Genomic DNA, 23674 nt, shown 5'->3' on the forward strand with positions numbered 1-23674 from the left:
GGCGGCCTCGTACCCGCCCCGAGCGCCGGTCTCGTACCCGCCCCGGGCGCCGGTCTCGCACCACCCACCGGGCGGCAGCCTGGCACCACCCACCGGGCGCCGCCCTCCCACTGCCCCGGGCGCCGACCTCCCACCACCCGCCGCGGCGGCCTCGTACCGCCCCGGGCGTCGGCCCCGCACCTCCCGCCGGGCGCCGGTCCCGTACCGCCCCGGCTGTCAGTCCTCGTACCGCCGCCGGTCCCGCCGCTCCCGGCGCAGCTCGCGGCGGTCCTCCATCGCCTCGTGGACCTGGTCCATGGCGTCACGGTGGACATCGTGGAGGCCGAGCGGATCGTGGTGGGAAGAGCTCAGCTCCCGGCGCGCGTTCTTCCGCTCCAGCCGCTCCAGCCGCCGCTCCTCCTTCAGCCGCTGTCGCTCCGCCCTGGGCAGCTTCCGGTACACCTCGACGCCGCCCATCAGGGCGAGCCCGTTGACGATCACCCGCGGGGCCTGCGGATCCTCCGGCTCCTCGTGGGCGCGCTCGTCGAAACCGCCCATGATCCCGATCCCGCGCACGACGACCTCGACACCCGGCGGCACGATCACCTCGATACCGCCCATGATCGCCACACAGGTGATCTCGACCTCGCGGTCCGCGAAGTTCGCCTCCCGCAGATCGATCTCGCCACCGCCCCAGAAGGCGAAGCCGGTGAACCGCTTCGGCACGGTCCAGCGCCCCTTGCGCTGGAACCCGGCCATGACGGCGACGCCCCACGTCGACGAGCCCTCGCCGCCTGTGATCCTCGACGCCCAACTCCCGTCCGCGACGGGCTCCTTGAACAGGTTCACCGCCGGCCCGGGCGCGGTCGGCAGGTCCCGGGTGATCGGCGTCAGCTCGCCGTAGGTCCGCGCCTTGTACGTCGCGTCCAGCCGCTCCTCGAACTCCTGCATGTCGAGACGGCCCTCCGCGACGGCGTCCCGCAGGATCTCGGCCACTCGCTCACGGTCGGCGTCGGATGCGCGAAGGTCCGGGAGTTCGTCGTCCGTCATACACAGAAGCCTACGAGTTCGAACGTTCCCGCACTATGCGGTCGCCCGCTCGGCATACATCTTCGCGATGACCGCCTCGATGTCCGGCTCCCGCACCGACAGATCCACCAGCGGATACTCCGCCGCGATCCGCGCCACCAGAGGCGCCGCCGACGCCCCCGCCGGGAACGCCAGCCACTGCCGCGGCCCTTCCACCTTCACCACCCGGGCGGGCGCCGCCTCGATCGGCGGCAGCTCCCGCTCCAGGTCCACCACCAGGATCCGCTCGCTCTCCCCCGCCTCGTGCAGACCGGCGAGCGGACCGTCGTACATCAGACGCCCGTGGTCGATCACCATCACCCGTGAGCAGAGCTGCTCGATGTCCTGGAGATCATGCGTGGTCAGCAGGACGGTCGTGCCGTTCTCGGAGTTCAACTCCCGCAGAAAACCCCGCACCTTGGCCTTGGAGATGACGTCGAGGCCGATCGTCGGCTCGTCCAGGTACAGCACCTCGGGGTCGTGCAGCAGCGCCGCCGCGATGTCGCCGCGCATCCGCTGGCCCAGCGAGAGCTGGCGCACGGGCACGTCCAACAGGTCCGCCAGTTCGAGGAGTTCGACGCAGCGGTCGAGGTTCTCGCGGTAGCGGGCGTCGGGGATCCGGTACATGCGGTGCATCAGCTTGTACGAGTCGATCAGCGGCAGGTCCCACCACAGCGTCGTCCGCTGCCCGAACACCACCCCGATCCGGTGCGCGAGCCGCGACCGCTCCCGGGACGGGTCGATGCCCGCCACCCGCAGCCGGCCCCCGCTCGGCGTCAGGATGCCCGTCAGCATCTTGATCGTGGTCGACTTCCCGGCGCCGTTCGGCCCGATGTACCCGACCATCTCGCCCCGCGCGACCCGGAAGGAGATCGAGTCGACGGCCCGCACCTCACGCCGCTCCCGCTTCATGAACCCGGTCTTCCTGCGCACGTCGAAGACCTTCTCGACGCGGTCCAGCTCGATGAAAGCCTCACCCATGACCTCGCCCACGACCCCTCAGTTCCCCGTGCTCTGATACGTCCGCAACCCGGCCCGCCACGCCAGCCCCGCCAGCGCACAACACCCCACCGCCACCAGCGGCGACAGGAACGCCACCCACGCGGGCAGCCCCAGCGGCAGCGGCACACCCAGCACATACGTGGCCGGCAGCCAGTTGACGAAGGCCAGCGGGAACACGAACGTCACCCCGCGCACCAGCTCCGTCGCGAACACCGTCGGCGGATACTGCAGCATCGTCGTACCGCCGTACGTGAACGCGTTCTGCACCTCGGAGGCGTCCTTCGCCACGAACTGGAAGGCCGCGCCCGCGATGAACACCGCACCGAAGATCCCGGCGCCGCTCAGGATCATCACCGGCATCAGCAGCAGCTTCAGCGCCGTCCAGTCGATGTCGACCGTGGCCAGCCCGTAGCCCAGCACCATCACACCCTGCGTGATCCGGCCCAGGCGCCGCAGCCCGAACTGGTCCGCCGCCATCTGCGCGAGCACCGGCGCCGGACGCACCAGCAGCGTGTCCAGCGTGCCGTCACGCACCCGCCGACCCAGCTTCTCCATCGAGCCCAGCAGCAGATCGGCGAGACCGAACGCGGTGCTGGACAGCCCGTACAGGAAGGCGACTTGGGGCAGCGTGTAACCGCCGAGCGCGTCGACACGGGAGAACATCAGCATGATCGCGACGAAGTCGAGCGCGGTCGCCGTGAAGTTGCCCAGCGTGGTCATGAGGAAGGAGGCCCGGTAGGCCATCGTGGAGCGGATCCACATCGCGGAGATCATCCGGTAGACGCGCAGCCCGTCGACGACCCTGCCGCTCCTGGCCAGTTCGCCGCTTCCGGTCACTTCGCCGCTCTCGACCGCCCCGCCGGTGTCGGCCACCCTGCCGGTGTCAACCACCCTGCACCACCACCCGCCGCGTCGCCGCCCTCTGCACCATCCGCCCGGCCGCCAGCAGCACCACCGCCCACATCGCCTGGAAGGCATAGGTGCCCAGCGGATCGGCGTGCCCCATCAGCACATCCGCGGGCGCCTGGAGCAGAGACGACCACGGCAGGGCCCGTACGACCTCGCCGAGCGTGCCCGGGAAGACGTTCAGCGGCAGGATCATCCCCGAGCAGAACCACCCGACGAACATCACCATCTGCGCCACCCCGGTGCCGTCGAGCAGCCAGAACGCGCTCAACGCCACCAGGTACCGGATCCCGAAACTGACCAGCATCGCCAGCAGCACCGCCCCGAGGAACGCCACCCACGAGGACACGTCCGTCGGCAGCGCGAGGTCGAAGACCAGCGCCCCGAACACGAAGGGGATCACCCCGCGCCCCAGCAGCTCGAACCCCGCCCGGCCCAAGTCGGCCGCCAGCCACCACAGTTGAAGATCGGCCGGACGGTACAGGTCGATCGCGATGTCACCCGTGCGGATACGCTCCATGAGCTCGCTCTCGACGCCCCCGCCCCCGTTGGCGAGCGTCTTGAACAGCGACTGGCCGATCCACACATAGGTGACGGCCTGCGCCAGGTCGTACCCGCCCAGGTGCGGCTTCTCGTCCCACAGCGCGGTGTAGGTGTAGACGAGAATCAACCCGAACACCGTGTTGGTGAACACCCCGGCCGCGGTGGCCGCCCGATAGGTCGCGTACCGTCTGAATCCGCCCGCCGCGACGGCCAGGTACAACCGTCCCGAACCCATCAGTCCCAGCCCTCCCGGCCCGTCCGGACACCGAAGCGCAGGAGCCTAGCCCGCTGGTGGTGACGCATGCCACCCGTTTTCCGGGCGGACGCGCGCCGCTCATCGGGAACGGAACGCATGGTGCGACAGTCTTCATCCGGGGACGCAGAAGACGTACGAGGGCGTACGGCGACGTACGACGTAAAAGCGTGAAACAGGAGTCCGTGCACGACATGAGCGACGAGCCGCAGCAGCCGAACCAGGGCTGGGCACCCAGAGAACCCCAGGCGGCTGAAGAGCCCGGCGGGAAGAAGCCGAAGCGGCCCAAGCGGACCGGATGGCGACGGATCATCCCCACCTGGCGCATGGTGCTCGGCACCTTCGTCCTCGGGATACTGCTGCTGATCGGCCTGTTCTTCCTCGGCTACTCGCTGGTGAAGATCCCGCCCGCCAACGCCCTCGCCACCAAGCAGTCCAACGTCTACCTCTACGCGGACGGCAGCCAGCTCGCCCGCGACGGCGAGGTCAACCGCGAGAACGTCAGCCTCTCCCAGGTCTCGAAGGCCGCCCAGCACGCCGTACTCGCCGCCGAGGACCGCGACTTCTACTCCGAGTCGGCGATCGACCCCAAGGCGATGGTGCGCGCCGGCTGGAACACCGCCACCGGCAAGGGCACCCAGTCCGGCTCCACGATCACCCAGCAGTACGTGAAGAACTACTACCTCGCGCAGGAGCAGACCGTCACCCGCAAGGTGAAGGAGTTCTTCATCTCGATCAAGCTGGACCGGGAGAAGTCCAAGGCCGAGATCCTCGAGGGCTACCTCAACACCAGCTACTTCGGCCGCAATTCCTACGGCATCCAGGCCGCCGCCCAGGCGTACTACGGCAAGGACGCCACCGACCTCTCCGCGGCCGAGGGCGCCTATCTCGCCGCCCTGCTCAACGCGCCCAGCGAGTACGACGTCGTCGCCCACCCCGAGAACAAGTCGGCCGCCGTGGCCCGCTGGAACTACGTCCTCGACGGCATGGTCAAGGAGGGCTGGCTGAAGCAGTCCGAGCGCACCGGCCTGAAGTTCCCGATGCCGAAGGAGGCCACCGTCTCCACCGGTATGTCCGGGCAGCGCGGCTACCTCGTCAACGCCGTCAACGACTACCTGCGCGACAACAAGATCCTCACCTCCGACGAGCTCGACGCCGGCGGTTACCGCATCACCACCACCATCCAGAAGAGCAAGCAGGACGCCTTCGTCGACGCCGTCAACGACAAGCTGATGGACAAGCTCGACAAGAAGAACCGCAAGGTCGACACCTACGTCCGCGCGGGCGGCGCCGCCGTCGACCCGAAAACCGGGCAGGTCGTCGCCATGTACGGCGGCATCGACTACGTCAAGCAGTACACGAACAACGCCACCCGCCGGGACTTCCAGGTCGGCTCCACCTTCAAGCCCTTCGTGTTCACCTCGGCCGTCCAGAACGAGTCCACCACGCAGGACGGCCGCACCATCACCCCGAACACCATCTACGACGGCACCAACAGGCGCCCCGTCGAGGGCTGGACCGGCGGCAGCTACGACCCGGCCAACGAGGACGACGTGTCGTACGGCGACATCACCGTGCGCACCGCCACCGACAAGTCGGTGAACTCGGTGTACGCGCAGATGGCCGTGGACGTCGGCTCCGACAAGGTCAAGGACACCGCGGTCGCCCTCGGCATCCCCTCCGGCACCCCCGACCTGACCGCCTCGCCCTCCATCGCGCTCGGCGTGAACACCGCCAGCGTCCTCGACATGGCGGAGTCGTACGCCACGCTCGCCAACCACGGCAAGCACGGCGCGTACACGTTGATCAAGACGATCACCAGGGACGGCAAGGACGTCGTGGAGCTGCCGAAGCACAAGAGCTCCCAGGTCGTCACCCGCGAGGCCGCCGACACCACGACGTCGATCCTGCAGAGCGTCGTGGAGAACGGCACCGCCACCGCCGCCCAGGCCGCGGGCCGCCCGGCGGCCGGCAAGACCGGCACGGCCGAGGAGGACCAGGCCGCCTGGTTCGCCGGCTACACCCCCGACCTCGCCACCGTCGTCGCGGTGATGGGCCAGGACCCGGTCACCGCCAAGCACAAGTCCCTGTACGGCGTCATGGGCCTGCCGCGCATCAACGGCGGCGGGGCGCCCACCGAGATCTGGGCCCAGTTCACCGAGGCCGCCCTGAAGGGCAAGTCCGCCACCGAGTTCGACCTCGAACTCCAGGAGGGCGCCGACGTGGTCGAGACGCCGACCGAGGAACCGAGCTTCGTTCCCCCGGAGGAAACGGAGGGCGAGGACGACGGCGGCACGACCGACGGGGGCCAGGACACCGGCGGTGAGACCGACGGCGGCACGACGGGTGACACCACGACGACCGGCGGTACGACGGGCGACACCACCACGGGCGGCGCGACGGGAGACACGACCAGCACGGGCGGGACGACCGGCGACACGACCACGGGTGGCACCACAGGGGATCCCACCACCGGCGGCACCACGGGAGACACGACCACCGGCGGCACGACGACCGGGACGACAGGCGGCACGGCGGCGGGCGGAGGCCTACCGACATTTCAGTGACCGGACGTCGCCTTCAGCCCGACGACGGCGACGAGCAGCAGGCACACGAAGAAGATCCGGGCGGCGGTCGCCGGCTCCCCCAGCACCACCATGCCGAGCACCGCCGCCCCGGCGGCCCCGATGCCCACCCACACGCCGTAGGCGGTACCGATGGGAAGGGTCTTCGCGGCGTGGGACAGCAGCACCATGCTGGCCACGATGCCCGCCCCGGTGAACAGGCTGGGGACCAGCCGGGTGAAACCGTCGGTGTACTTCATCCCGATCGACCAGCCGACCTCGAGCAGACCGGCGACGACGAGCAGAACCCAGGCCATGACAGGCACCTCCGAGACGCGGATTTCTTCACGGGGTGCGTCGTCTTTGCCTTACAGCCCGGTACGGCGCGTCTCGTCGGGTCGTCCTTCAAAGGTAGCAAAAAGGTAGCGAAAGGGGCCGGTGACGATGGTCACCGGCCCCTTTCGGCTTCGATCTACAGGTACAGCCCGGTCGAGTCCTCGGACCCCTCGAACCGGTCCGCGGCCACCGCGTGCAGATCACGCTCGCGCATGAGCACATAGGCGACACCGCGCACCTCGACCTCGGCACGGTCCTCGGGGTCGTACAGAACCCGGTCCCCCGGCTCGACGGTCCGTACGTTCTGCCCGACCGCGACGACATCCGCCCACGCCAGACGCCGGCCCACGGCCGCGGTGGCGGGAATGAGGATGCCGCCCCCGGAACGCCGCTCGCCCTCACCGGCGTCCTGCCGCACGAGTACACGGTCGTGCAGCATCCGGATGGGCAGCTTGTCGTGCTGGGTGCTGTTTCTGTTGGCGCTCACGGCTGAGAACCTACCTGCCTGACGGGGATTCGTAAGCGCCCGGGTCAGCCCTTACGACGCCGGGTCCCCAGGGCGAGCAGCCCCACGAGTCCGACGGCGACGAGGGCGACGGGAACGATGCGCTCCAGGCGCGGGGCGCCGTCGCCGTCGACGAACTGGGCCTTGGCGTTGCTGACGGCCCGGTTGACGCCGACGTAGGCCCGCCCGAGCGTGTGGTCGATGTTCGACACGACCTTGGCCTTGGCGTCGCCGACGATCGTCTTCGGGTGCACCCGCACCCCGATCTCGTCGAGCGTCTCGGCCAGGTTCTCGCGGCGGCGCTTGATGTCCGCCTCGATCTGCGCCGGGGATCTGGTGTCCGACGTGTCCGCCACCGTACGGCCTCCGAGGTGTCTGTCGATGTCTGTCGATGCTGTTCTGGACAGTCTGTCAGTTCGCCGGGCGGCCGCACTGTCAGCACCCCCGGTTAGGCTGGTCCGATGAGCGAGCGACTCCAGCCCGGGGACGTGGCCCCCGCCTTCACCCTCCCCGACGCCGACGGCAATGACGTGTCCCTCTCGGACCACAAAGGCCGCAAGGTCATCGTCTACTTCTACCCGGCGGCCCTGACCCCAGGCTGCACGAAGCAGGCCTGTGACTTCACGGACAACCTGGAGGTGCTGGCCGGCGCGGGTTACGACGTCATCGGCATCTCCCCGGACAAGCCGGAGAAGCTGGCGAAGTTCCGCGACAAGGAGTCCCTGAAGATCACCCTCCTCGCGGACGAGGACAAGCAGGTCCTCGACGCCTACGCCGCCTTCGGCGAGAAGAAGAACTACGGCAAGACCTACATGGGCGTCATCCGCTCCACGATCATCGTGGACGAGGAGGGCAAGGTGGAACACGCCCTCTACAACGTCCGGGCGACAGGCCACGTGGCAAAGATCATCAAGGACCTGGGCATCTAGCCCCCGGGCCACCCGAACGAGATCCACACATCAGGAGCGCAGGCCGTCCCACTCGAGCACCGGCCTGCGCTCCTCTTTCCATCCACCGGGGCGAGCGGGGACGCATTTCATACGTGACTGTCCGATTAGCGGTTCGTTACTCCGTACGGTCCACGAACGTGTGGCCGGGAACGGAGGGGAACGGTATGGGGGCCAGCGCGTATCCGAGGGAGCGGCTCGAGGAAGCGGCTCGGGGGGCTCGGACACTGTCGGAGGCGTGCCAGAGGTTGGGGGTGGATCCGAAGAGCTGGAAGCGGCGATACGTCCACGAGCGGATGAAGAAGCTTGGGGTGGATGTCTCGCACTTCGAGCGGGAGGGCGTCAAGTGGACGAAAGACATCCTTGAGCCGGTGGTCGCGGCGTCGAAGAGCGTCAACGAGGTTCTGTGTCGGCTCGGGCTTGAGGTGGTCGGCGGTCACCACACCAACATCTCGCGGCGCATCAAGGCCTACGGCATCGACACCTCGCACTTCACGCCGGTGGTCCGCACAGAGCGGCACCGGTACAACCAGCGCCGCCGGACGGCCGAGGAGATCCTCGTCGAGGACACCTCGGCACACCCCAGGCGCATTCCGAGCGGCCGGCTCAAACGGGCGATGCGCGAGGTGGGCATTGAGGAGTGCTGCGCCCTATGTGGGACCGAGGGGGTGTGGCTCGGGGAGCCACTCCCCCTGGAGGTCGACCACATCGACGGCAACTGGCGGGACAACCGGATCGAGAACCTGCGGCTGCTGTGCCCCAACTGCCACTCGACGACCGACAGTTACCGGGGGCGCGGCAAGGGACGAGCCTCATGAGCGAGGGCTCGCACTACACCCGCGAACGGCTGCTCGAAGCATCAGTTCAGTGTTCCGACCTGGACGAGGTCATCGCCTTCTTCGGCACGCGACCATACGGCTACCTCCGCAAGTACCTCACCAAGCGGTTCGCCCACTTCGGCATCGACATCTCGCACTTCCGCCCCTGTGGGAGGCCTGCCCGACCCACCGCTGACGAACTGCGGGTGGCGGTCGCCGAATCAGTCTCCGTGGCCGAGGTGCTGCGGCGCCTGGGGCGCACGAACAACGGGGCGCAGCGTCAGAATCTGCGTCAGTGGATCGCCGACAATCACCTACCGACGGAGCACTTTCTGGGGCAAGCACACCAACGGGGAAGGCCGGCACTGAACTCCAAGAGGCCCGAGGACGTGCTGGTACAGCACCAAGGCGGGCATCGGACAGCGACGAAGCGGCTACGTCGGGCACTCCACGAAGTCGGCGTCCCCGAGAAGTGCGCCAGGTGCGAGGTTGGTCCGGAGTGGCTCGACAAACCCATGACCCTGGAGGTCGATCACATCAACGGGGACTGGAGCGACGACCGGAGGGAGAACCTACGGTTGCTCTGCCCCAACTGCCACGCGATCACCAGCACCTGGTGCCGAGGGGGACGACGGCGGCAGACGGTCCGGGGCGCCCAGTAGAGTAGGCACCGCTGCTGAGGGCCCGTACCCCAGCTGGCTAGAGGGCGCCGGTTTAGGTCCGGTGTGTCGTGGGTTCGAGTCCCACCGGGCCCACAGAAAGGCCCCGCATCTTCTGCGGGGCCTCTTCGCGTGCTCAGCCCAACAGCTCCCGCACCACCGGCACCAACGCCCGGAACGCCTGGCCTCGATGGCTGATCGCGTTCTTCTCCTCCGCGGTCAGTTCGGCGCAGGTGCGGGAATCGCCCTCTGGCTGGAGGATCGGGTCGTAGCCGAAGCCGTTCGTGCCGGTCGGGGTGTGGCGGAGCAGGCCCCGTAGGCGGCCCTCGACCACTCGTTCCGTGCCGTCGGGCAGGGCCAGGGCTGCGGCGCAGGCGAAGTGGGCGCCGCGGTGTTCGTCGGCGATGTCCGACAGTTGGGCCAGCAGCAGTTCCAGGTTCGCCTTGTCGTCCCCATGGCTGCCTGACCAGCGGGCCGAGAAGATGCCCGGGGCGCCGTTCAGGACGTCGACGCAGAGGCCCGAGTCGTCGGCGACGGCCGGCAGTCCCGTTGCCTGGGCGAGCGCGTGGGCCTTCAGTAGGGCGTTCTCCGCGAACGTCACCCCCGTCTCCTTGACGTCGGGTACGTCGGGGTACGCGTCCGCGCCGACCAGGTCATGAGGCAGGCCTGCGTCGGCGAGGATGGCGTGGAGTTCGGTGATTTTTCCGGCGTTGCGTGTGGCGAGGATCAGGCGGGTCATGGGGTCCAGTATCCCGGCCTCATCGACCGCCGGCCTACGACGTGCAGACCTTCGTCAACTCGCCCGCGGCGTCCGTGATGGGGCTGAGGTCGGGCGTCTCGTCGCCGTTCTTCACCGCCGTACGGACGTTGTTGACCGCCTCGTTGAGGTTGTCGACGGCCTTGTTGACGTCGGCGTTGTCGGTCTTGTCGCCGATCTCGTCGAGGTTCTGGTCGATGGAGCCGAGGGACTCCTCGATCTGGGTCGGGTCGTTGGACGCGTTCTCGACGGCCTGCTGGAGGTCGGTCACGCTGTCGGCGACGGCCTCGGCTGTCTGGACGCAGTCCAGTGCCTTGTTGACCGCGTCGCAGCCGGTCGTGAGTCCCACCGTCAGCCCAACGGCCGCCACTACTGCGGCGATGGCGGTACCTCGACGGCGTCGGCTCTCGGCCATGGTGATGGTCCTCCCTTGCTCAGCCCCAAGGGCCCCCGTGTACTGGCCGGGCGTACGGTGGTGTGCCGTACGCCCGTACCCGTAGTGACGCGGGCGCGGGCGGCCGGGTTGCCCGTGCCGACCGCTTTTCTTGGTGCGTCCTTTACTTTTCGAGGACGGTATCAAGGGCCTTGCGCTGGAGGACAGCGAGTTCCGTGCAGCCCGAAACGGCAAGGTCGAGCAGGGAGTTGAGTTCGTCGCGGGCGAAGGGCTCGGCCTCCGCGGTGCCCTGGACCTCGACGAAGCGGCCGTCGCCGGTGCAGACGACGTTCATGTCGGTCTCGGCGCGGACGTCTTCCTCGTAGCAGAGGTCCAGCAGCGGCACCCCTCCCACGATGCCGACCGAGACGGCGCTCACGGTGCCGGTCAGGGGCTGGCGGCCGGCCTTGATCAGCTTCTTGCCCTGGGCCCAGGCCACGGCGTCCGCGAGGGCCACGTACGCGCCGGTGATGGCCGCGGTGCGGGTGCCGCCGTCGGCCTGGAGGACATCGCAGTCGAGGACGATGGTGTTCTCGCCGAGCGCCTTGTAGTCGATGACCGCGCGCAGGGAGCGGCCGATGAGGCGGGAGATCTCGTGGGTGCGGCCGCCGATCTTGCCGCGGACGGATTCGCGGTCGCCGCGGGTGTTGGTGGCGCGGGGGAGCATGGAGTACTCGGCGGTCACCCAGCCCTCGCCGCTGCCCTTGCGCCAGCGGGGGACGCCTTCGGTGACGGAGGCGGTGCAGAAGACCTTCGTGTCGCCGAAGGAGACGAGGACGGAGCCCTCGGCGTGCTTGCTCCAGCCGCGTTCGATGGTGACGGGGCGGAGCTGTTCGGGGGTGCGGCCGTCGATTCGAGACATGGCGCTGAGCCTAGCGGCACATGCGGAAGGGGCTCCTCCCGCGGTGGGTGGAGCCCCTTTCCGGGGTGGGCTCAGTGGCTCACATCATGTCTTCGATCTCCGCGGCGATGGGGTCGGCGTCGGTGCCGATGACGACCTGGATCGCGGTGCCCATCTTGACGACTCCGTGGGCGCCGGCGGCCTTCAGGGCGGCTTCGTCGACGAGCGCCGCGTTGTGGACCTCGGTGCGGAGGCGGGTGATGCAGCCCTCGACCTCTTCGATGTTGTCGATGCCGCCGAGCCCGGCAACGATCTTCTCAGCTTTGGTGGCCATGTCGGTCTCCTCATGCACAGTTGGCCCAACTTCGCGAGCGATTGCGCTGTATGTACCGAAGGATGACGTCACAGCAACCAATCGTCCGTAACTGGTCTACACCACCTGACAGGCGGTCGCCAACTCATGAGTTCCGAGACCACCGAGATCTCTCCCGCACGCCGACGGTGGCAGTCGGTGTTCCAGGGCCTGCAGAAGATGGGCCGCAGTCTTCAGCTTCCCATCGCCGTCCTGCCGGCCGCGGGCATCCTCAACCGGCTCGGGCAGCCGGATGTGTTCGGGGACGACGGGCTCGGCTGGACGAACGTGGCCAAGGTGATGGCGGGGGCGGGCGGCGCGCTGCTCGACAGCCAGCTGGGGCTGCCCCTGCTGTTCTGCGTCGGCGTGGCGATCGGCATGGCGAAGAAGTCGGACGGTTCGACGGCGCTGGCCGCGGTGGCGGGCTTCCTCGTCTACTACTCGGTGCTGCGGCAGTTCCCGGAGGACTGTCCCGCCGGGGCGAAGACGGTGACCGGCATCGGCTGCGTGGCCTCGGCGGACGGCACGGTGACGGCGTTCACGTTCCAGAATCCGGGTGTCTTCGGCGGCATCGTGATGGGTCTGCTGGCGGCGTTCTTCTGGGCGCGTTATCACCGGACGAAGCTGGTGGACTGGCTCGGCTTCTTCAACGGGCGTCGGCTGGTGCCGATCATCATGGCGTTCGTGGCGATCGTGTTCGCGGCGCTGTGTCTGTGGATCTGGCCGCCGATCGGTGACGGGCTGGAGAACTTCAGCGACTGGCTGAGCGACGCGGGCGCCTGGGGTGCGGGCATCTTCGGTCTCGCGAACCGGGCTCTGCTGGTGATCGGGTTGCACCAGTTCCTCAACGTGCCCATCTGGTTCCAGTTCGGCACGTACACCAAGCCGGACGGCACCGTGGTGCACGGTGACATCAGCATGTTCCTGGCGGGCGACCCCAGTGCGGGGCAGTTCACGTCCGGATTCTTCCCCATCATGATGTTCGCCCTCCCGGCCGCGGCCCTGGCGATGACGCACTGCGCCAAGCCGAGTCGCCGCAAGGAGGTCGGCGGTCTCATGCTCTCCGTCGCGCTGACGTCGTTCGTCACGGGGATCACCGAGCCGATCGAGTACTCGTTCCTCTTCATCGCGCCGCTGCTGTACGTGGTCCACGCGCTGCTGACGGGTGTGTCGATGGCGGTGACGTGGGGGCTCGGGGTGCACGACGGGTTCAGTTTCTCGGCCGGGTTGATCGACTACATCATCAACTGGAATCTGGCGACGAAACCGTGGGCGATCATTCCGATCGGTCTGTGCTTCGCCGTCGTCTATTACGTGATCTTCCGTTTCGCGATCACGAAGTTCGATCTGAAAACTCCGGGCAGGGAGCCGGAGGACGAGGTCGAGGACGTCACGAAGGTCTGACCGTACGTAGCCCTCCGGTTGCGGAATTGACGGGTTCCTTATATCGGCCTCCATCGTGTACAACAGGTCTACACCACTGAGTGGTGTAGACCACCACCCGATGGAGGACGTATGAGCACCGCCACCGACACGGCGGCCCCCGCGAAGAAGCGGGGATCCGGTCTTTTCCAGGGCCTGCAGAAGGTCGGCCGCAGCCTGCAGCTTCCGATCGCCGTGTTGCCGGCGGCGGGCATCCTGCTGCGTCTGGGCCAGGCGGACGTGCAGGACAAGCTGAACCTGCCCGACAAGGTCACGGCGGTCTTCGCCACGGCCGGTGGCGCGATCTTCGACAACCTGCCGATGCTGTTCTGTATCGGTGTCGCGATCGGCTTCGCCAAGAAGTCGGACGGCTCCACCGCGCTGGCCGCGCTGGTCGGGTTCCTGGTCTACAGCAATGTCCTGAAGGCCTTCCCGGTGACGGAGGCCAAGGTGCAGGCGGGCGCGGACATAGCCGCGACCTACAACAACCCGGGTGTCCTCGGCGGCATCCTCATGGGTCTGCTGTCCGCGGTGCTGTGGCAGCGCTACCACCGCAAGCAACTGGTGGACTGGCTCGGCTTCTTCAACGGCCGCCGGCTCGTCCCGATCATCATGGCCTTCGTCGGTACCGCGATGGGCGTCTTCTTCGGTCTGGTCTGGGAGCCGATCGGTGAGGTCATCTCCGACGCGGGTGAGTGGATCACCGGCCTGGGCTCGGTGGGTGCCGGTCTGTTCGGCCTGATCAACCGTGCGCTGATCCCGATCGGCATGCACCAGTTCGTCAACACCGTCTCCTGGTTCCAGATCGGTGACTTCACCGACTCCGCGGGTGCCGTGGTGCACGGTGACCTGAACCGCTTCTTCGCGGGTGACCCGACCGCCGGTCAGTTCATGTCGGGCTTCTTCCCGATCATGATGTTCGGTCTGCCGGCCGCCGCGATCGCGATCGCGCACTCCGCTCGTCCCGAGCGCCGCAAGGCCGTGATGGGCATGATGGTCTCGCTCGCCCTGACCTCCTTCGTGACCGGTGTGACCGAGCCGATCGAGTTCTCGTTCATGTTCATCGCCCCGGTGCTGTACGTGATCCACGCGGTGCTCACGGCCATCTCCATGGCGATCACCTGGGCGCTCGGTGTCCACGCGGGCTTCACGTTCTCCGCGGGCGCCATCGACTACGGCCTCAACTGGAACCTGGCTACCAAGCCCTGGCTGATCATCCCGATCGGCCTGGTCTTCGCCGCGGTCTACTACACCGTCTTCCGCTTCGCCATCACCAAGTGGAATCTCCCCACCCCGGGCCGCGAGCCCGAGGAGGAGGTCGAGGACCTCACCAAGGCGTGAGTTCCGACCGCCGTACGGCATGACGAAGGCCCCGGGACCGGGAAGGTTCCGGGGCCTTCGTGCGTGTACGGGGGCTCAGATGTCGTACGACACCCTCGGCGTCGCCAGCTCCACCGGACCGTCGTAGACCGCGCGGGCGTCGGTGAGGTTGACCTGCGGGTCGGTCCACGGGGGGATGTGGGTGAGGACCAGGCGGCGGGCGCCTGCCCGGGCCGCCGTCTCACCCGCCTCGCGGCCGTTGAGATGCAGGTCGGGGATGTCCTCCTTGCCGTGGGTGAACGCGGCCTCGCACAGGAACAGGTCGGTGTCCCGGGCGAGTTCGTCCAGCACGGGGGTGATACCGGTGTCGCCGGAGTACGTGAGCGACTTGCCGCCGTGCTCGACGCGGATGCCGTACGCCTCCACGGGATGCGCCACGCGCTCGGTGTGCACGGTGAAGGGGCCGACCTCGAAGGTGGACGGCTTGACCGTGTGGAAGTCGAAGACCTCGCTCATGGAGGAGGCGGTCGGGGTGTCCGCGTAGGCGGTGGTCAGCCGGTGTTCCGTGCCCTCGGGTCCGTAGACCGGGATCGGATCGCAGCGGCCGCCGTCGTGGCGGTAGTAGCGTGCGACGAAGTACGCGCACATGTCGATGCAGTGGTCGGCGTGCAGATGGCTGAGGAAGATCGCGTCGAGGTCGTAGAGACCGCAGTGGCGCTGCAGCTCGCCAAGGGCACCGTTGCCCATGTCGAGAAGCAGCCGGAAGCCGTCGGCCTCTACGAGGTAGCTCGAGCAGGCCGATTCCGCGGACGGGAACGACCCCGAGCAGCCGACGACGGTGAGCTTCATAAAGCAGAAACCTCCGCTGGCGGTAATCCAGGAGATCCAGGAATCCAGGAATCCAGAAGATCGGGAAAGAGGGACTCGGGGGGCGTGCGGTCCGTCGAGCGTAAGGCGCAAAACCCCTTGTCGCTCCTCCGCCAAGGGCTGTTGTGGGCGAACTCACCTGTGCTGTCACCGGTTCGGCTGGACCAGGGGCGCGTAAGGCTCAGCAGAAGGCGCGCAATGCGGATCGCGCGCCGGTAACGTCGTCCGTATGGACACGTCCTGGTGGCTGGCGCTCGCGGCGGTGGTACTGCTGGCGCTGGTCGCCACGCTCGTGGACGGGTGGGGACGGGGGCGCAGACCGCAGGGTCGCAGGGCGCGGCCGCCGGGGCGACCCGGGCCGCGGACCGGCAGCGCGCGGCCGCGGCCCGCGGAGATCTGGTGGGCGAACGTGCCCTTCGAGGACGGGCCGGGGGCGAAGGACCGGCCGTGTCTGGTGCTCGCGGTGCGCGGGAGGCGGGCGGTCGTCGCGAAGATCACCAGCAAGTACCACGACGAGCGGGCCGGGGTGATCCCGTTGCCCCCGGGTTCGGTGGGCGATGCGCACGGGCGCGCCAGCTTCCTGGAGACGGACGAGCTGCGCGAGGTGGCGGTGTGGGACTTCCGGCGGCGGGTGGGTGTGGTGGACCCGGTCCTGTGGGACCAGGTCCGTCACCTGGCGACGTAAAGCAGAGAGGGCCGTGACGAGGGGTTACGCCCAGAGCTGGCCCTGCAGCGTCTCGATCGCTTCCTCCGTCGTCGCCGCCGTGTAGACCCCCGTCGACAGGTACTTCCAGCCGCCGTCCGCGACGACGAACACGATGTCCGCGCTCTCCCCCGCCTTCAGCGCCTTGTGGCCGACGCCGATCGCGGCGTGCAGGGCGGCGCCCGTGGAGACGCCCGCGAAGATGCCCTCCTGCTGGAGGAGTTCACGGGTGCGGGTGACCGCGTCCGCGGAGCCGACCGAGAAACGGGTCGTCAGGACCGAGGCGTCGTAGAGCTCGGGCACGAAGCCCTCGTCGAGGTTGCGCAGGCCGTACACGAGGTCGTCGTAGCGCGGCTCGGCGGCGACGATCTTGACGTCCGGCTTGTGCTCGCGCAGGTAGCGGCCGACGCCCATCAGGGTGCCGGTGGTGCCGAGGCCCGCCACGAAGTGGGTGATGGAGGGGAGGTCGGTGAGGATCTCCGGGCCGGTCGTGGCGTAGTGGGCGCCCGCGTTGTCCGGGTTGCCGTACTGATAGAGCATCACCCAGTCGGGATGCTCGGCGGACAGTTCCTTGGCGACGCGTACGGCCGTGTTGGAGCCGCCCGCGGCGGGCGACGGGATGATCTCCGCGCCCCACATGCCGAGCAGCTCCCGACGCTCCTGCGAGGTGTTCTCGGGCATGACGCAGACCATGCGGTAGCCCTTGAGCTTGGCGGCCATGGCCAGGGAGATGCCGGTGTTGCCGCTGGTGGGCTCCAGGATGGTGCAGCCCGGGGTGAGGCGGCCGTCCTTCTCCGCCTGCTCGATCATGTGCAGGGCCGGGCGGTCCTTGACCGAGCCGGTGGGGTTGCGGTCCTCCAGCTTGGCCCAGACACGGACGTCGTCGGACGGCGACAGCCGCGGCAGGCGCACCAGAGGGGTGTTGCCCACCGCGGCCAGCGGGGAGTCGTAGCGCATCGGGATCAGGCCATGCCGCCGGCGACGGCCGGCAGGATCGTGACGTTGTCGCCGTCCGACAGCTTCGTGGTGATGCCGTCGAGGAAGCGGACGTCCTCGTCGTTGAGGTAGACGTTGACGAAGCGGCGCAGCTCGCCGCCGTCCACGATGCGGGCCTGGACGCCCGGGTGCCGGGTCTCGAGGTCGGCGAAGAGCTCGGCGAGGGTGTCCCCGTTGCCCTCCACCGACTTCTGGCCGTCGGTGTAGGTGCGGAGGATGGTGGGGATGCGGACCTCGATGGCCATGGTTGCGGGCTCCTGTCGGAAGTGTCTGGTCGGTGGGCGCGCGGCAGCGCATTTCAGCAGGTGGTGCGGGTGAGGCGCCGCGGCTCACGGCCGTTCGGCGGCAGGGGGCAGCGTCAACAGATGGCGCTGGCGAGCCTGCACAGGTCGACGTGCAGCCGCGCCACGAGCAGCATGCCCGGCGTCTTTTCGCTCACGTCGTCAAAAACCATGGGCTCATCGTATCGATTCCCGTCCCGGGTCCCGGAATGTGATCCCACATTGCGGACGGATTGCGGCCGGGGAGTGAGATGGAGCTGTTCGGGCCGTCCTGCTCAGGCGGACGCGCGCAGGACGAGCCGGGTGGGTACGACGACCGAGGGCAGGTCCGAGGGACGGTCGAACAGCAGCCGGGCCATCAGGCGCCCCATCTCCCCCACGTCCTGGTGGACCGTGGTCAGCGGCGGGTCGGTCGCCTCGGCGATCTCGGCGAGGTCGTCGAACCCTACGACGGCCACGTCCTCGGGGACGCGGCGCCCCCGGGCGCGCAGGGCCTCCAGGGCTCCCAGGGCCATCAGGTCCGAGGCGACGAAGACGGCGTCCAGGTCAGGGCGGCGGTCGAGCAGCGCGGCCATGGCGTCGGTGCCGCCCTGGCGGGTGTAGTCGGCGCGTTCGACCAGCTCCGGCGGGGCGTCGGGGAGGACGTCGCGGTAGCCGGCGAGGCGTTCGGCGGCGGAGTGCTCCTGGTCGTGGGGGCCGGTGACGGTCGCGATGTGACGGCGGCCCAGGGAGACGAGGTGCCGGACGGCCTGCCGGGCTCCGCCCCGGTTGTCGCCGTCGACATAGGCGTGGGCGCGCACGGTGTCACCGTCGAGCAGGAGGGGGCGGCCGCCGAAGACGGCGGGGATGTCGAGGCGGCCGATCATCTCGTGCAGCCGGCCGCCGGGGTGCAGGGAGAACAGGACGGCCGCGTCGACGTGGCCGCCGCCGAGGTAGTCGGCCACGCGCGCGTGGTCGTCCGGCTCGTCCAGGAAGAGCAGGACGGCCTGGGCGCCGTGCAGGGCGAGTTCCTTACGGATGCCGCGCAGGAGGCGGTCGAAGTAGGGGTCGAGGAAGAGCCGGCCGTCCGGCTGGTCCGCGACCACGGCGACGGCGTTCGTGCGGTGGGTGACCAGTTGCCGGGCGGCCTGGTTGGGGACGTAGCCCAGCTCGGCGATGACCTGCCGGACCTGTTCGACGACCTCGGCGCGCACCTTGGGCTCACCGTTGATCACCCGCGAGACGGTGGATCTCGACACCCCCGACCGACGTGCGACGTCTTTGATCGTGGGGCGCTGTCCGTGGATCCGTCGCGTCAACACCGTCTCCGATAGGGCGAGTTGGTCGGGCGTACAGTGATCAGTATGCCTCGACGACCGTGACCTCTTCCTCCGTGATCTCGCCGTCCACGATCCGGTACGAGCGGAACTGGAAGTCGCCGAGGCCGTCGGTGTCCGCGGTGGAGACCAGGACGTAGTGCGCGCCGGGCTCGTTGGCGTAGCTCACGTCGGTGCGGGACGGGTAGGCCTCGGTGGCGGTGTGGGAGTGGTAGATGACCACCGGCTCCTCGTCGCGGTCGTCCATCTCGCGGTAGAGCTTGAGGAGGTCGCCGGAGTCGAACTCGTAGAACGTGGGCGACATGGCCGCGTTCAGCATCGGGATGAAGCGCTCGGGACGGTCCGAGCCGGCCGGCCCCGCGACGACGCCGCACGCCTCGTCGGGGTGGTCCTTGCGCGCGTGCGCGACGATCTGGTCGACGAGGGCCTGGGTGATGGTCAGCATGCTGGCCAGGATAAGCAGACGGGCCGCCCCGTACCGACGGGTGGTACGGGACGGCCCATATACCGGACGCCTGGGCGGCGGGCGCGGGGAGCACCACGAGAGCTCCCGACACCGGTGCGTCCTGGACAAGCGGTTCAGCAACCTACCCAGGGGCGCGGGGAACTGCGCGACCAGCCACAACGGCGCAGCAGTCAACCCACAACCCTTGGCCCAGCGCCTATCCGACGTTCTCGAACTCCGGCTCGCGCCGCTCGGCGATCTCCGGGTTACGCGCCTTGAGTACGGCCCAGCCGATCCCGAGCGCGACGGCCCAGCCCGCCATCACGTACAGACACACCCGGGACTCGGAGTCGTACGCGATCAGCCCGGTCACGAAGAGCAGGAACACGATGGCGACGTACGAGCCCTTGGAGCCGCCCGGCGCCGGGAAGGACGACGCCGGCAGGCGCCCCGCCTCGACCGCACGGCGGTACCGCACATGGCTGATCAGGATCATCAGCCACGTCCAGATGCCCGCGGCGGTGGCGACGGAGACGACGTAGCTGAAGGCCTTCTCCGGAACGATGTAGTTCAGGACCACGCCGATGCCCATGAAGAGCACCGACACCGTGATGGCCAGCGCCGGCGTCTTCGTGACGGACAGCTTGTTGAAGGCCTTGGGGGCCTCGCCGCTGTCCGCGAGGGTGCGCAGCATGCGGCCCGTGGAGTACATGCCGGAGTTGCAGGAGGACAGGGCCGCGGTCAGCACGACGAAGTTGACGATGCCCGCGCCCGCCGGGATGCCGATCATGGCGAAGGCCTTCACGAAGGGGCTGACGCCGGGCGCGAACTCGGTCCACTTGACCACGCAGAGGATGACGGTGAGGGCGCCGACGTAGAAGAGCCCGATGCGCCAGGGCAGGGTGTTGATCGCCTTGGGGAGGGTCTTCTCGGGGTTCTCCGACTCACCGGCGGTGACGCCGACCAGCTCGACGGCGAGGTAGGCGAACATGACGCCCTGGAGGGTCATCAGGGAGGAGCCGATGCCCTTGGGGAAGAAGCCGTCGAAGGCCCAGAGGTTGGAGACGGCGGCCGTGTCGCCGGCGGCGCTGAAGCCGAAGGTGAGGACGCCGAGGCCGATCACGATCATGCCGATGAGAGCGGTGACCTTGATCATCGAGAACCAGAACTCGATCTCGCCGAACAGCTTCACCGAGATCAGGTTGGCCACGAACAGCACGACCAGGAAGCCGAGCGCCGAGGCCCACTGCGGGACGTCCGGGAACCAGTAGTGGATGTAGATCGCGGCGGCGGTCAGTTCCGCCATGCCGGTGACGACCCACAGCAGCCAGTACGTCCAGCCGGTGAAGTAGCCGAAGAACGGGCCGAGGAATTCCCGGGAGTACTCCGCGAACGAGCCCGAGACGGGGCGGTAGAGCAGGAGTTCACCGAGCGCGCGCATGATGAAGAAGATGATGACGCCGGCGACGGCGTACATCAGGATGAGACTGGGGCCCGCCTTGGCGATGTTCGCCCCGGCGTTGAGGAAGAGACCGACGCCGATGGCGCCGCCGATCGCGATCATCTGGACCTGGCGACTGCCGAGGCCACGCTCGTAACCCTCTTCGGAGGTGTGCTCCGAGCCTTTGTCGACCTGAGCGGAGGTCATGTGTGGTGCGCCTTTCTCCATACCGAACCGGGCCTCTCGTCGGCCTCGGATCGGTTCTCGATCCCCCCGGATACTGGAGTTTTCTGCCTGGCCGGTGGTTACCGGCTCGGTGGCGCACCCGAGCGAACATACGGGTGGTGTTCGTCGGGCGGTCGTGAAGATTTATCACGGCCGCAATATTGATCACCTGTGCGAGATGTGGCGCAGAGCACAGGAAGAAGCGGACAAACAAATACCGGAGCGGGCATACGTCATCAGCACGGTGACGTGATCGTTATCCGGATTTGAGCGTCCGCTGAGCGAACACAAAAAGGTCACAAACTACGTCAGAAGGTCACGGAAGCAGTGTCGTGACGAGGGTTTCCTGGAGCCCGCCCAGCCACAGGTACGCCATCACCATCGGCTTACGGGGGTCCTCGTCCGGCAGCCGGTAGAGGAGGTCGGTGTCCTCCTCGTCGGTGATCTCCAGCCGGGAGCCGATCGCGAGGCGCAGGTCGTTGAGGGCGCCGAGCCACTGGCGCGACTCCTCCGGCGCCAGCTTGAGCACCGCCCCGCCGTCGCCCACCGGGCTCAGCGCGTCCAGGGAGCGGATCACCGCGAGGGCGCTGTCCCGCTTGCCGGCCCGCAGGTCGTTCTCGGTGTAGCGGCGAAACTCCGAGGAGTACGCCTTCTGCTCCTCGGCCTGCTCAGGCCCGGGTGTGCCCTCGGGGTCGCTGTAGGCGTCCGGGAACAGGCGTCTGAGCACCGGGTCGGAGGGCGGCTCGCTGGGGCCGTCGTTGAAGAGTTCGGCGAGCGGGTCGTCGGGGGCGTCCTCGGCGGGCCCCGGCCCGATGAGCTCCAGGAGCTGGACGGCCAGCGAGCGGATGATGGAGATCTCGACGTCGTCGAGCGCGACGGCCGCGCCGCCGCCGGGGAGCGGTTCGAAGTGTCCAGGCATGAAGGTGAGTTCAGCTACTTCCGGTCCTGCTGGAGGGTGGCCCACAGACCGTAGCCGTGCATTGCCTGCACGTCGCGCTCCATCTCCTCGCGGGATCCGCTGGAGACGACCGCCCGGCCCTTGTGGTGAACATCGAGCATGAGCTTGGTGGCCTTGTCCTTCGAGTACCCGAAGTACGTCTGGAACACATACGTCACGTAGCTCATGAGGTTGACCGGGTCGTTGTGGACGATGGTGACCCAGGGGACGTCCGGCTCGGGTACGGCGAAGACCTCTTCCGCCGACTCGGTGCGTTCGATCTCTACGGGAGCGGGTGACGTCACATGGCCCATGCTGCCACGCATCACCGAAATCGTCACACCGACGAGAAGGGAGTACCATCTCATCGCATGAACACAGCGGACCTTGGGCTGCCGGTGGACGTTCCCTCGACGGCGCTCTTCACGGATCAGTACGAGCTCACGATGGTGCAGGCCGCGCTGAAGGCCGGTACCGCCGAGCGGCACAGCGTCTTCGAGGTCTTCACCCGGCGGCTGCCGGACGGGCGCCGGTACGGCGTCGTCGCGGGCACCGGGCGGGTCCTGGACGCCGTCGAGAACTTCCGTTTCGACGCGGACGTGCTGCGCTTCCTGGGTGAACGGGACATCGTCGACGCGCAGACCCTGGACTGGCTCGGCTCGTACCGGTTCTCCGGTGACATCTGGGGCTATCCGGAGGGCGAGGTGTACTTCCCGGGCTCGCCGATCATGCGGGTCGAGGGCTCCTTCGCCGAGTGCGTGCTCCTGGAGACCGTGATCCTCTCGATCCTCAACCACGACTCCGCGATCGCCGCGGCCGCCTCCCGGATGGCCTCGGCCGCCGGGGGCCGCCCGCTGATCGAGATGGGCGCCCGCCGCACCCACGAGCTCGCCGCCGTCGCCGCCTCCCGCGCCGCCTACCTCGGCGGCTTCGCCTCCACCTCCGACCTCGCCGCCGGCTTCCGCTACAACATCCCGACCGTCGGCACCTCCGCCCACGCCTTCACCCTCCTGCACGACCACGAGCGCGACGCCTTCCGGGCCCAGGTGAACTCGCTGGGCCGGGGCACCACACTGCTCGTGGACACCTACGACGTGGCGGAAGCCGTCCGTACGGCCGTGGAGGTGGCCGGACCGGAGCTGGGCGCGGTCCGTATCGACTCGGGCGACCTGCTCCTCGTGGCCCACCGGGTGCGGCAGCAGCTCGACGAGCTGGGCGCCCGGGACACGAAGATCATCGTGACCTCGGACCTCGACGAGTACGCCATCGCCTCGCTCGCGGCGGCTCCCGTGGACGCGTACGGCGTCGGCACGCAGCTGGTGACCGGCTCCGGACACCCGACCGCCTCGATGGTCTACAAGCTGGTCGCCCGCGCCGAGTCCGCCGACCCGAAGGCGCCGCTGGTGCCGGTCGCGAAGAAGTCCTCCGGCGGCAAGACCTCCGTCGGCGGCCGCAAGTGGGCGGCCCGGCGACTGGACGCGGACGGGATCGCGGAGACCGAGGTGGTCGGCACCGGGGCCGTCCCGGCCGACCTCGTGGACCGCCAGCTCCTCGTCGAGCTGGTCAAGAGCGGCGACGTCGTGGCGCGCGAGTCGCTGGACGTCGTACGGGACCGGCACACGGCCGCGCGGGACGGGCTGCCGCTGTCGGCGACCCAGCTGTCGCGCGGGGAACCGGTCATTCCGACGGAGTACGTGCACGGGCGCTCGGGTAGCTAAAGCTGGTGCGCCCTCCCGCAGCGCCGTCGAAGTCTCTAGG

Annotated in this window: 28 protein-coding genes, 1 tRNA gene and 1 riboswitch; of the genes, 9 read left to right on the forward strand and 20 right to left on the reverse strand. The window is 68.6% G+C overall.

All coding sequences use genetic code 11. The features are described 5' to 3' along the window. Positions 1-216 precede the first annotated feature (216 nt). From OG381_RS19400 to OG381_RS19415, 4 genes are read right to left on the reverse strand one after another with little or no spacing between them, the layout of a single operon-like run. A complete protein-coding gene (locus OG381_RS19400; protein WP_327717346.1) occupies positions 217-1029 on the reverse strand; it encodes a DUF1707 SHOCT-like domain-containing protein in 813 nt (270 codons plus the stop codon). 33 nt (positions 1030-1062) lie between these two features. Continuing rightward, positions 1063-2028 (reverse strand): ABC transporter ATP-binding protein, encoded by a 966-nt coding sequence (locus tag OG381_RS19405; RefSeq protein ID WP_327717347.1) that lies wholly within the window; start codon positions 2026-2028, stop codon positions 1063-1065. A gap of 18 nt (positions 2029-2046) precedes the next feature. Then, positions 2047-2940 (reverse strand): ABC transporter permease, encoded by an 894-nt coding sequence (locus tag OG381_RS19410; RefSeq protein WP_443061913.1) that lies wholly within the window; start codon positions 2938-2940, stop codon positions 2047-2049. Then, positions 2933-3733, reverse strand: a complete 801-nt coding sequence (locus OG381_RS19415) for an ABC transporter permease (RefSeq protein WP_327717348.1) — start codon at positions 3731-3733, stop codon at positions 2933-2935. Before OG381_RS19415 ends, OG381_RS19410 begins: the two co-directional genes overlap by 8 nt. Positions 3734-3945: 212 nt before the next feature. Here OG381_RS19415 and OG381_RS19420 point away from each other — a divergent pair, with 212 nt between their 5' ends. Then, entirely contained in the window at positions 3946-6318 is a 2373-nt protein-coding gene (locus tag OG381_RS19420; protein WP_327717349.1) for a transglycosylase domain-containing protein, read from the forward strand. On the opposite strand, the gene OG381_RS19425 is transcribed toward OG381_RS19420, so the two are convergent. The 3 genes from OG381_RS19425 to OG381_RS19435 all read right to left on the reverse strand — a co-directional run bounded on the left by OG381_RS19425 (position 6312) and on the right by OG381_RS19435 (position 7512). Beyond that, a complete protein-coding gene (locus OG381_RS19425; RefSeq protein ID WP_327717350.1) occupies positions 6312-6632 on the reverse strand; it encodes a DMT family transporter in 321 nt (106 codons plus the stop codon). The two genes, OG381_RS19420 and OG381_RS19425, sit on opposite strands and share 7 nt — an antisense overlap. 34 nt (positions 6633-6666) lie before the next feature. Continuing rightward, a riboswitch (guanidine-III (ykkC-III) riboswitch) is annotated at positions 6667-6732 on the reverse strand. 55 nt (positions 6733-6787) lie between these two features. Continuing rightward, a complete protein-coding gene (locus tag OG381_RS19430) occupies positions 6788-7138 on the reverse strand; it encodes a GroES family chaperonin (protein ID WP_266826473.1) in 351 nt (116 codons plus the stop codon). Between the two features lie 44 nt (positions 7139-7182). After that, a complete protein-coding gene (locus OG381_RS19435) occupies positions 7183-7512 on the reverse strand; it encodes a DUF3618 domain-containing protein (protein ID WP_327717351.1) in 330 nt (109 codons plus the stop codon). Between the two features lie 105 nt (positions 7513-7617). On the opposite strand from OG381_RS19435, the gene bcp reads away from it, so the two are divergent. The 4 genes from bcp to OG381_RS19455 all read left to right on the forward strand — a co-directional run bounded on the left by bcp (position 7618) and on the right by OG381_RS19455 (position 9676). Next, entirely contained in the window at positions 7618-8085 is a 468-nt protein-coding gene (bcp, locus tag OG381_RS19440; RefSeq protein ID WP_327717352.1) for a thioredoxin-dependent thiol peroxidase, read from the forward strand. Between the two features lie 185 nt (positions 8086-8270). Then, positions 8271-8921, forward strand: coding sequence for an HNH endonuclease signature motif containing protein (locus tag OG381_RS19445; RefSeq protein ID WP_327717353.1), 651 nt, complete (start codon positions 8271-8273; stop codon positions 8919-8921). Further along, the gene (locus OG381_RS19450) at positions 8918-9583 is read left to right on the forward strand and encodes an HNH endonuclease (protein WP_327717354.1); all 666 of its coding nucleotides are present in this window, start codon (positions 8918-8920) and stop codon (positions 9581-9583) included. The genes OG381_RS19445 and OG381_RS19450 overlap by 4 nt, the downstream gene beginning before the upstream one ends. An 18-nt stretch (positions 9584-9601) precedes the next feature. Then, positions 9602-9676, forward strand: a tRNA-Leu gene (locus tag OG381_RS19455). 40 nt (positions 9677-9716) lie between these two features. Here OG381_RS19455 and rdgB read toward each other — a convergent pair. From rdgB to OG381_RS19475, 4 genes are all read right to left on the reverse strand, one after another. Then, the gene (gene rdgB / locus OG381_RS19460) at positions 9717-10319 is read right to left on the reverse strand and encodes an RdgB/HAM1 family non-canonical purine NTP pyrophosphatase (RefSeq protein ID WP_327717355.1); all 603 of its coding nucleotides are present in this window, start codon (positions 10317-10319) and stop codon (positions 9717-9719) included. A gap of 34 nt (positions 10320-10353) precedes the next feature. After that, a complete protein-coding gene (locus OG381_RS19465) occupies positions 10354-10752 on the reverse strand; it encodes a hypothetical protein (protein WP_307030109.1) in 399 nt (132 codons plus the stop codon). A gap of 142 nt (positions 10753-10894) precedes the next feature. After that, complete coding sequence (rph, locus tag OG381_RS19470) at positions 10895-11632, reverse strand: ribonuclease PH (protein WP_109498535.1); 738 nt, start codon at positions 11630-11632, stop codon at positions 10895-10897. A gap of 79 nt (positions 11633-11711) precedes the next feature. Beyond that, positions 11712-11945: a glucose PTS transporter subunit EIIB gene (locus OG381_RS19475; RefSeq protein ID WP_171144364.1), complete on the reverse strand. Its 234-nt coding sequence runs from the start codon at positions 11943-11945 to the stop codon at positions 11712-11714. 126 nt (positions 11946-12071) lie between these two features. On the opposite strand from OG381_RS19475, the gene OG381_RS19480 reads away from it, so the two are divergent. Together OG381_RS19480 and OG381_RS19485 are read left to right on the forward strand one after the other, a co-directional pair. Beyond that, positions 12072-13367 carry a PTS transporter subunit EIIC gene (locus tag OG381_RS19480; RefSeq protein ID WP_327717356.1) on the forward strand — a complete coding sequence of 432 codons (1296 nt, stop codon included), beginning with the start codon at positions 12072-12074 and terminating at the stop codon, positions 13365-13367. 111 nt (positions 13368-13478) lie between these two features. Further along, complete coding sequence (locus OG381_RS19485; protein WP_327717357.1) at positions 13479-14726, forward strand: PTS transporter subunit EIIC; 1248 nt, start codon at positions 13479-13481, stop codon at positions 14724-14726. Positions 14727-14801: 75 nt separating this feature from the next. Here OG381_RS19485 and OG381_RS19490 read toward each other — a convergent pair whose 3' ends face one another. Beyond that, on the reverse strand, positions 14802-15554 hold the full coding sequence (locus OG381_RS19490; protein ID WP_327717358.1) for an MBL fold metallo-hydrolase: 753 nt from the start codon (positions 15552-15554) through the stop codon (positions 14802-14804). Positions 15555-15801: 247 nt separating this feature from the next. On the opposite strand from OG381_RS19490, the gene OG381_RS19495 reads away from it, so the two are divergent. Continuing rightward, a complete protein-coding gene (locus OG381_RS19495) occupies positions 15802-16257 on the forward strand; it encodes a type II toxin-antitoxin system PemK/MazF family toxin (RefSeq protein ID WP_327717359.1) in 456 nt (151 codons plus the stop codon). A 24-nt stretch (positions 16258-16281) separates the two neighbouring features. On the opposite strand, the gene OG381_RS19500 is transcribed toward OG381_RS19495, so the two are convergent. The 8 genes from OG381_RS19500 to clpS form a co-directional block, all read right to left on the reverse strand. Continuing rightward, a complete protein-coding gene (locus OG381_RS19500) occupies positions 16282-17232 on the reverse strand; it encodes a PLP-dependent cysteine synthase family protein (RefSeq protein ID WP_307030096.1) in 951 nt (316 codons plus the stop codon). Positions 17233-17237: 5 nt separating this feature from the next. Then, the gene (locus OG381_RS19505) at positions 17238-17516 is read right to left on the reverse strand and encodes a MoaD/ThiS family protein (RefSeq protein ID WP_327717360.1); all 279 of its coding nucleotides are present in this window, start codon (positions 17514-17516) and stop codon (positions 17238-17240) included. A 113-nt stretch (positions 17517-17629) separates the two neighbouring features. After that, on the reverse strand, positions 17630-17725 hold the full coding sequence (locus tag OG381_RS19510) for a putative leader peptide (RefSeq protein ID WP_310736469.1): 96 nt from the start codon (positions 17723-17725) through the stop codon (positions 17630-17632). Positions 17726-17827: 102 nt separating this feature from the next. Continuing rightward, complete coding sequence (locus OG381_RS19515) at positions 17828-18850, reverse strand: LacI family DNA-binding transcriptional regulator (protein ID WP_327717361.1); 1023 nt, start codon at positions 18848-18850, stop codon at positions 17828-17830. A gap of 40 nt (positions 18851-18890) precedes the next feature. Then, entirely contained in the window at positions 18891-19313 is a 423-nt protein-coding gene (locus OG381_RS19520; protein WP_327717362.1) for a M67 family metallopeptidase, read from the reverse strand. A gap of 217 nt (positions 19314-19530) precedes the next feature. After that, complete coding sequence (locus OG381_RS19525; protein ID WP_327717363.1) at positions 19531-20961, reverse strand: amino acid permease; 1431 nt, start codon at positions 20959-20961, stop codon at positions 19531-19533. Between the two features lie 334 nt (positions 20962-21295). Further along, complete coding sequence (locus OG381_RS19530) at positions 21296-21898, reverse strand: DUF2017 domain-containing protein (protein WP_327717364.1); 603 nt, start codon at positions 21896-21898, stop codon at positions 21296-21298. 14 nt (positions 21899-21912) lie between these two features. Next, positions 21913-22230, reverse strand: coding sequence for an ATP-dependent Clp protease adapter ClpS (gene clpS, locus OG381_RS19535; RefSeq protein ID WP_142152253.1), 318 nt, complete (start codon positions 22228-22230; stop codon positions 21913-21915). A 57-nt stretch (positions 22231-22287) separates the two neighbouring features. Here clpS and OG381_RS19540 point away from each other — a divergent pair, with 57 nt between their 5' ends. Then, the gene (locus OG381_RS19540) at positions 22288-23634 is read left to right on the forward strand and encodes a nicotinate phosphoribosyltransferase (RefSeq protein ID WP_327717365.1); all 1347 of its coding nucleotides are present in this window, start codon (positions 22288-22290) and stop codon (positions 23632-23634) included. Positions 23635-23674: the final 40 nt, after the last annotated feature.

Origin of the sequence: Streptomyces sp. NBC_00490 (assembly GCF_036013645.1) — a bacterium.
Taxonomy (GTDB): Bacteria; Actinomycetota; Actinomycetes; order Streptomycetales; family Streptomycetaceae; genus Streptomyces; species Streptomyces canus_F.

Excerpts from the sequence above, each read along its gene's own strand:
- OG381_RS19530 (WP_327717364.1), bottom strand. The coding sequence starts at position 21,898 with ATGCCTGGACACTTCGAACCGCTCCCCGGCGGCGGCGCGGCCGTCGCG.
- OG381_RS19465 (WP_307030109.1), bottom strand. The coding sequence starts at position 10,752 with ATGGCCGAGAGCCGACGCCGTCGAGGTACCGCCATCGCCGCAGTAGTG.
- bcp (WP_327717352.1), top strand. The coding sequence starts at position 7,618 with ATGAGCGAGCGACTCCAGCCCGGGGACGTGGCCCCCGCCTTCACCCTC.
- OG381_RS19520 (WP_327717362.1), bottom strand. The coding sequence starts at position 19,313 with ATGCTGACCATCACCCAGGCCCTCGTCGACCAGATCGTCGCGCACGCG.
- clpS (WP_142152253.1), bottom strand. The coding sequence starts at position 22,230 with ATGGGCCATGTGACGTCACCCGCTCCCGTAGAGATCGAACGCACCGAG.
- OG381_RS19405 (WP_327717347.1), bottom strand. The coding sequence starts at position 2,028 with ATGGGTGAGGCTTTCATCGAGCTGGACCGCGTCGAGAAGGTCTTCGAC.
- OG381_RS19480 (WP_327717356.1), top strand. The coding sequence starts at position 12,072 with ATGAGTTCCGAGACCACCGAGATCTCTCCCGCACGCCGACGGTGGCAG.
- OG381_RS19445 (WP_327717353.1), top strand. The coding sequence starts at position 8,271 with ATGGGGGCCAGCGCGTATCCGAGGGAGCGGCTCGAGGAAGCGGCTCGG.
- OG381_RS19525 (WP_327717363.1), bottom strand. The coding sequence starts at position 20,961 with ATGACCTCCGCTCAGGTCGACAAAGGCTCGGAGCACACCTCCGAAGAG.
- OG381_RS19505 (WP_327717360.1), bottom strand. The coding sequence starts at position 17,516 with ATGGCCATCGAGGTCCGCATCCCCACCATCCTCCGCACCTACACCGAC.
- OG381_RS19475 (WP_171144364.1), bottom strand. The coding sequence starts at position 11,945 with ATGGCCACCAAAGCTGAGAAGATCGTTGCCGGGCTCGGCGGCATCGAC.
- OG381_RS19495 (WP_327717359.1), top strand. The coding sequence starts at position 15,802 with ATGGACACGTCCTGGTGGCTGGCGCTCGCGGCGGTGGTACTGCTGGCG.
- OG381_RS19450 (WP_327717354.1), top strand. The coding sequence starts at position 8,918 with ATGAGCGAGGGCTCGCACTACACCCGCGAACGGCTGCTCGAAGCATCA.
- OG381_RS19510 (WP_310736469.1), bottom strand. The coding sequence starts at position 17,725 with ATGGTTTTTGACGACGTGAGCGAAAAGACGCCGGGCATGCTGCTCGTG.
- rph (WP_109498535.1), bottom strand. The coding sequence starts at position 11,632 with ATGTCTCGAATCGACGGCCGCACCCCCGAACAGCTCCGCCCCGTCACC.
- OG381_RS19500 (WP_307030096.1), bottom strand. The coding sequence starts at position 17,232 with ATGCGCTACGACTCCCCGCTGGCCGCGGTGGGCAACACCCCTCTGGTG.
- OG381_RS19490 (WP_327717358.1), bottom strand. The coding sequence starts at position 15,554 with ATGAAGCTCACCGTCGTCGGCTGCTCGGGGTCGTTCCCGTCCGCGGAA.
- OG381_RS19415 (WP_327717348.1), bottom strand. The coding sequence starts at position 3,733 with ATGGGTTCGGGACGGTTGTACCTGGCCGTCGCGGCGGGCGGATTCAGA.
- OG381_RS19485 (WP_327717357.1), top strand. The coding sequence starts at position 13,479 with ATGAGCACCGCCACCGACACGGCGGCCCCCGCGAAGAAGCGGGGATCC.
- OG381_RS19425 (WP_327717350.1), bottom strand. The coding sequence starts at position 6,632 with ATGGCCTGGGTTCTGCTCGTCGTCGCCGGTCTGCTCGAGGTCGGCTGG.
- OG381_RS19400 (WP_327717346.1), bottom strand. The coding sequence starts at position 1,029 with ATGACGGACGACGAACTCCCGGACCTTCGCGCATCCGACGCCGACCGT.
- rdgB (WP_327717355.1), bottom strand. The coding sequence starts at position 10,319 with ATGACCCGCCTGATCCTCGCCACACGCAACGCCGGAAAAATCACCGAA.
- OG381_RS19420 (WP_327717349.1), top strand. The coding sequence starts at position 3,946 with ATGAGCGACGAGCCGCAGCAGCCGAACCAGGGCTGGGCACCCAGAGAA.
- OG381_RS19540 (WP_327717365.1), top strand. The coding sequence starts at position 22,288 with ATGAACACAGCGGACCTTGGGCTGCCGGTGGACGTTCCCTCGACGGCG.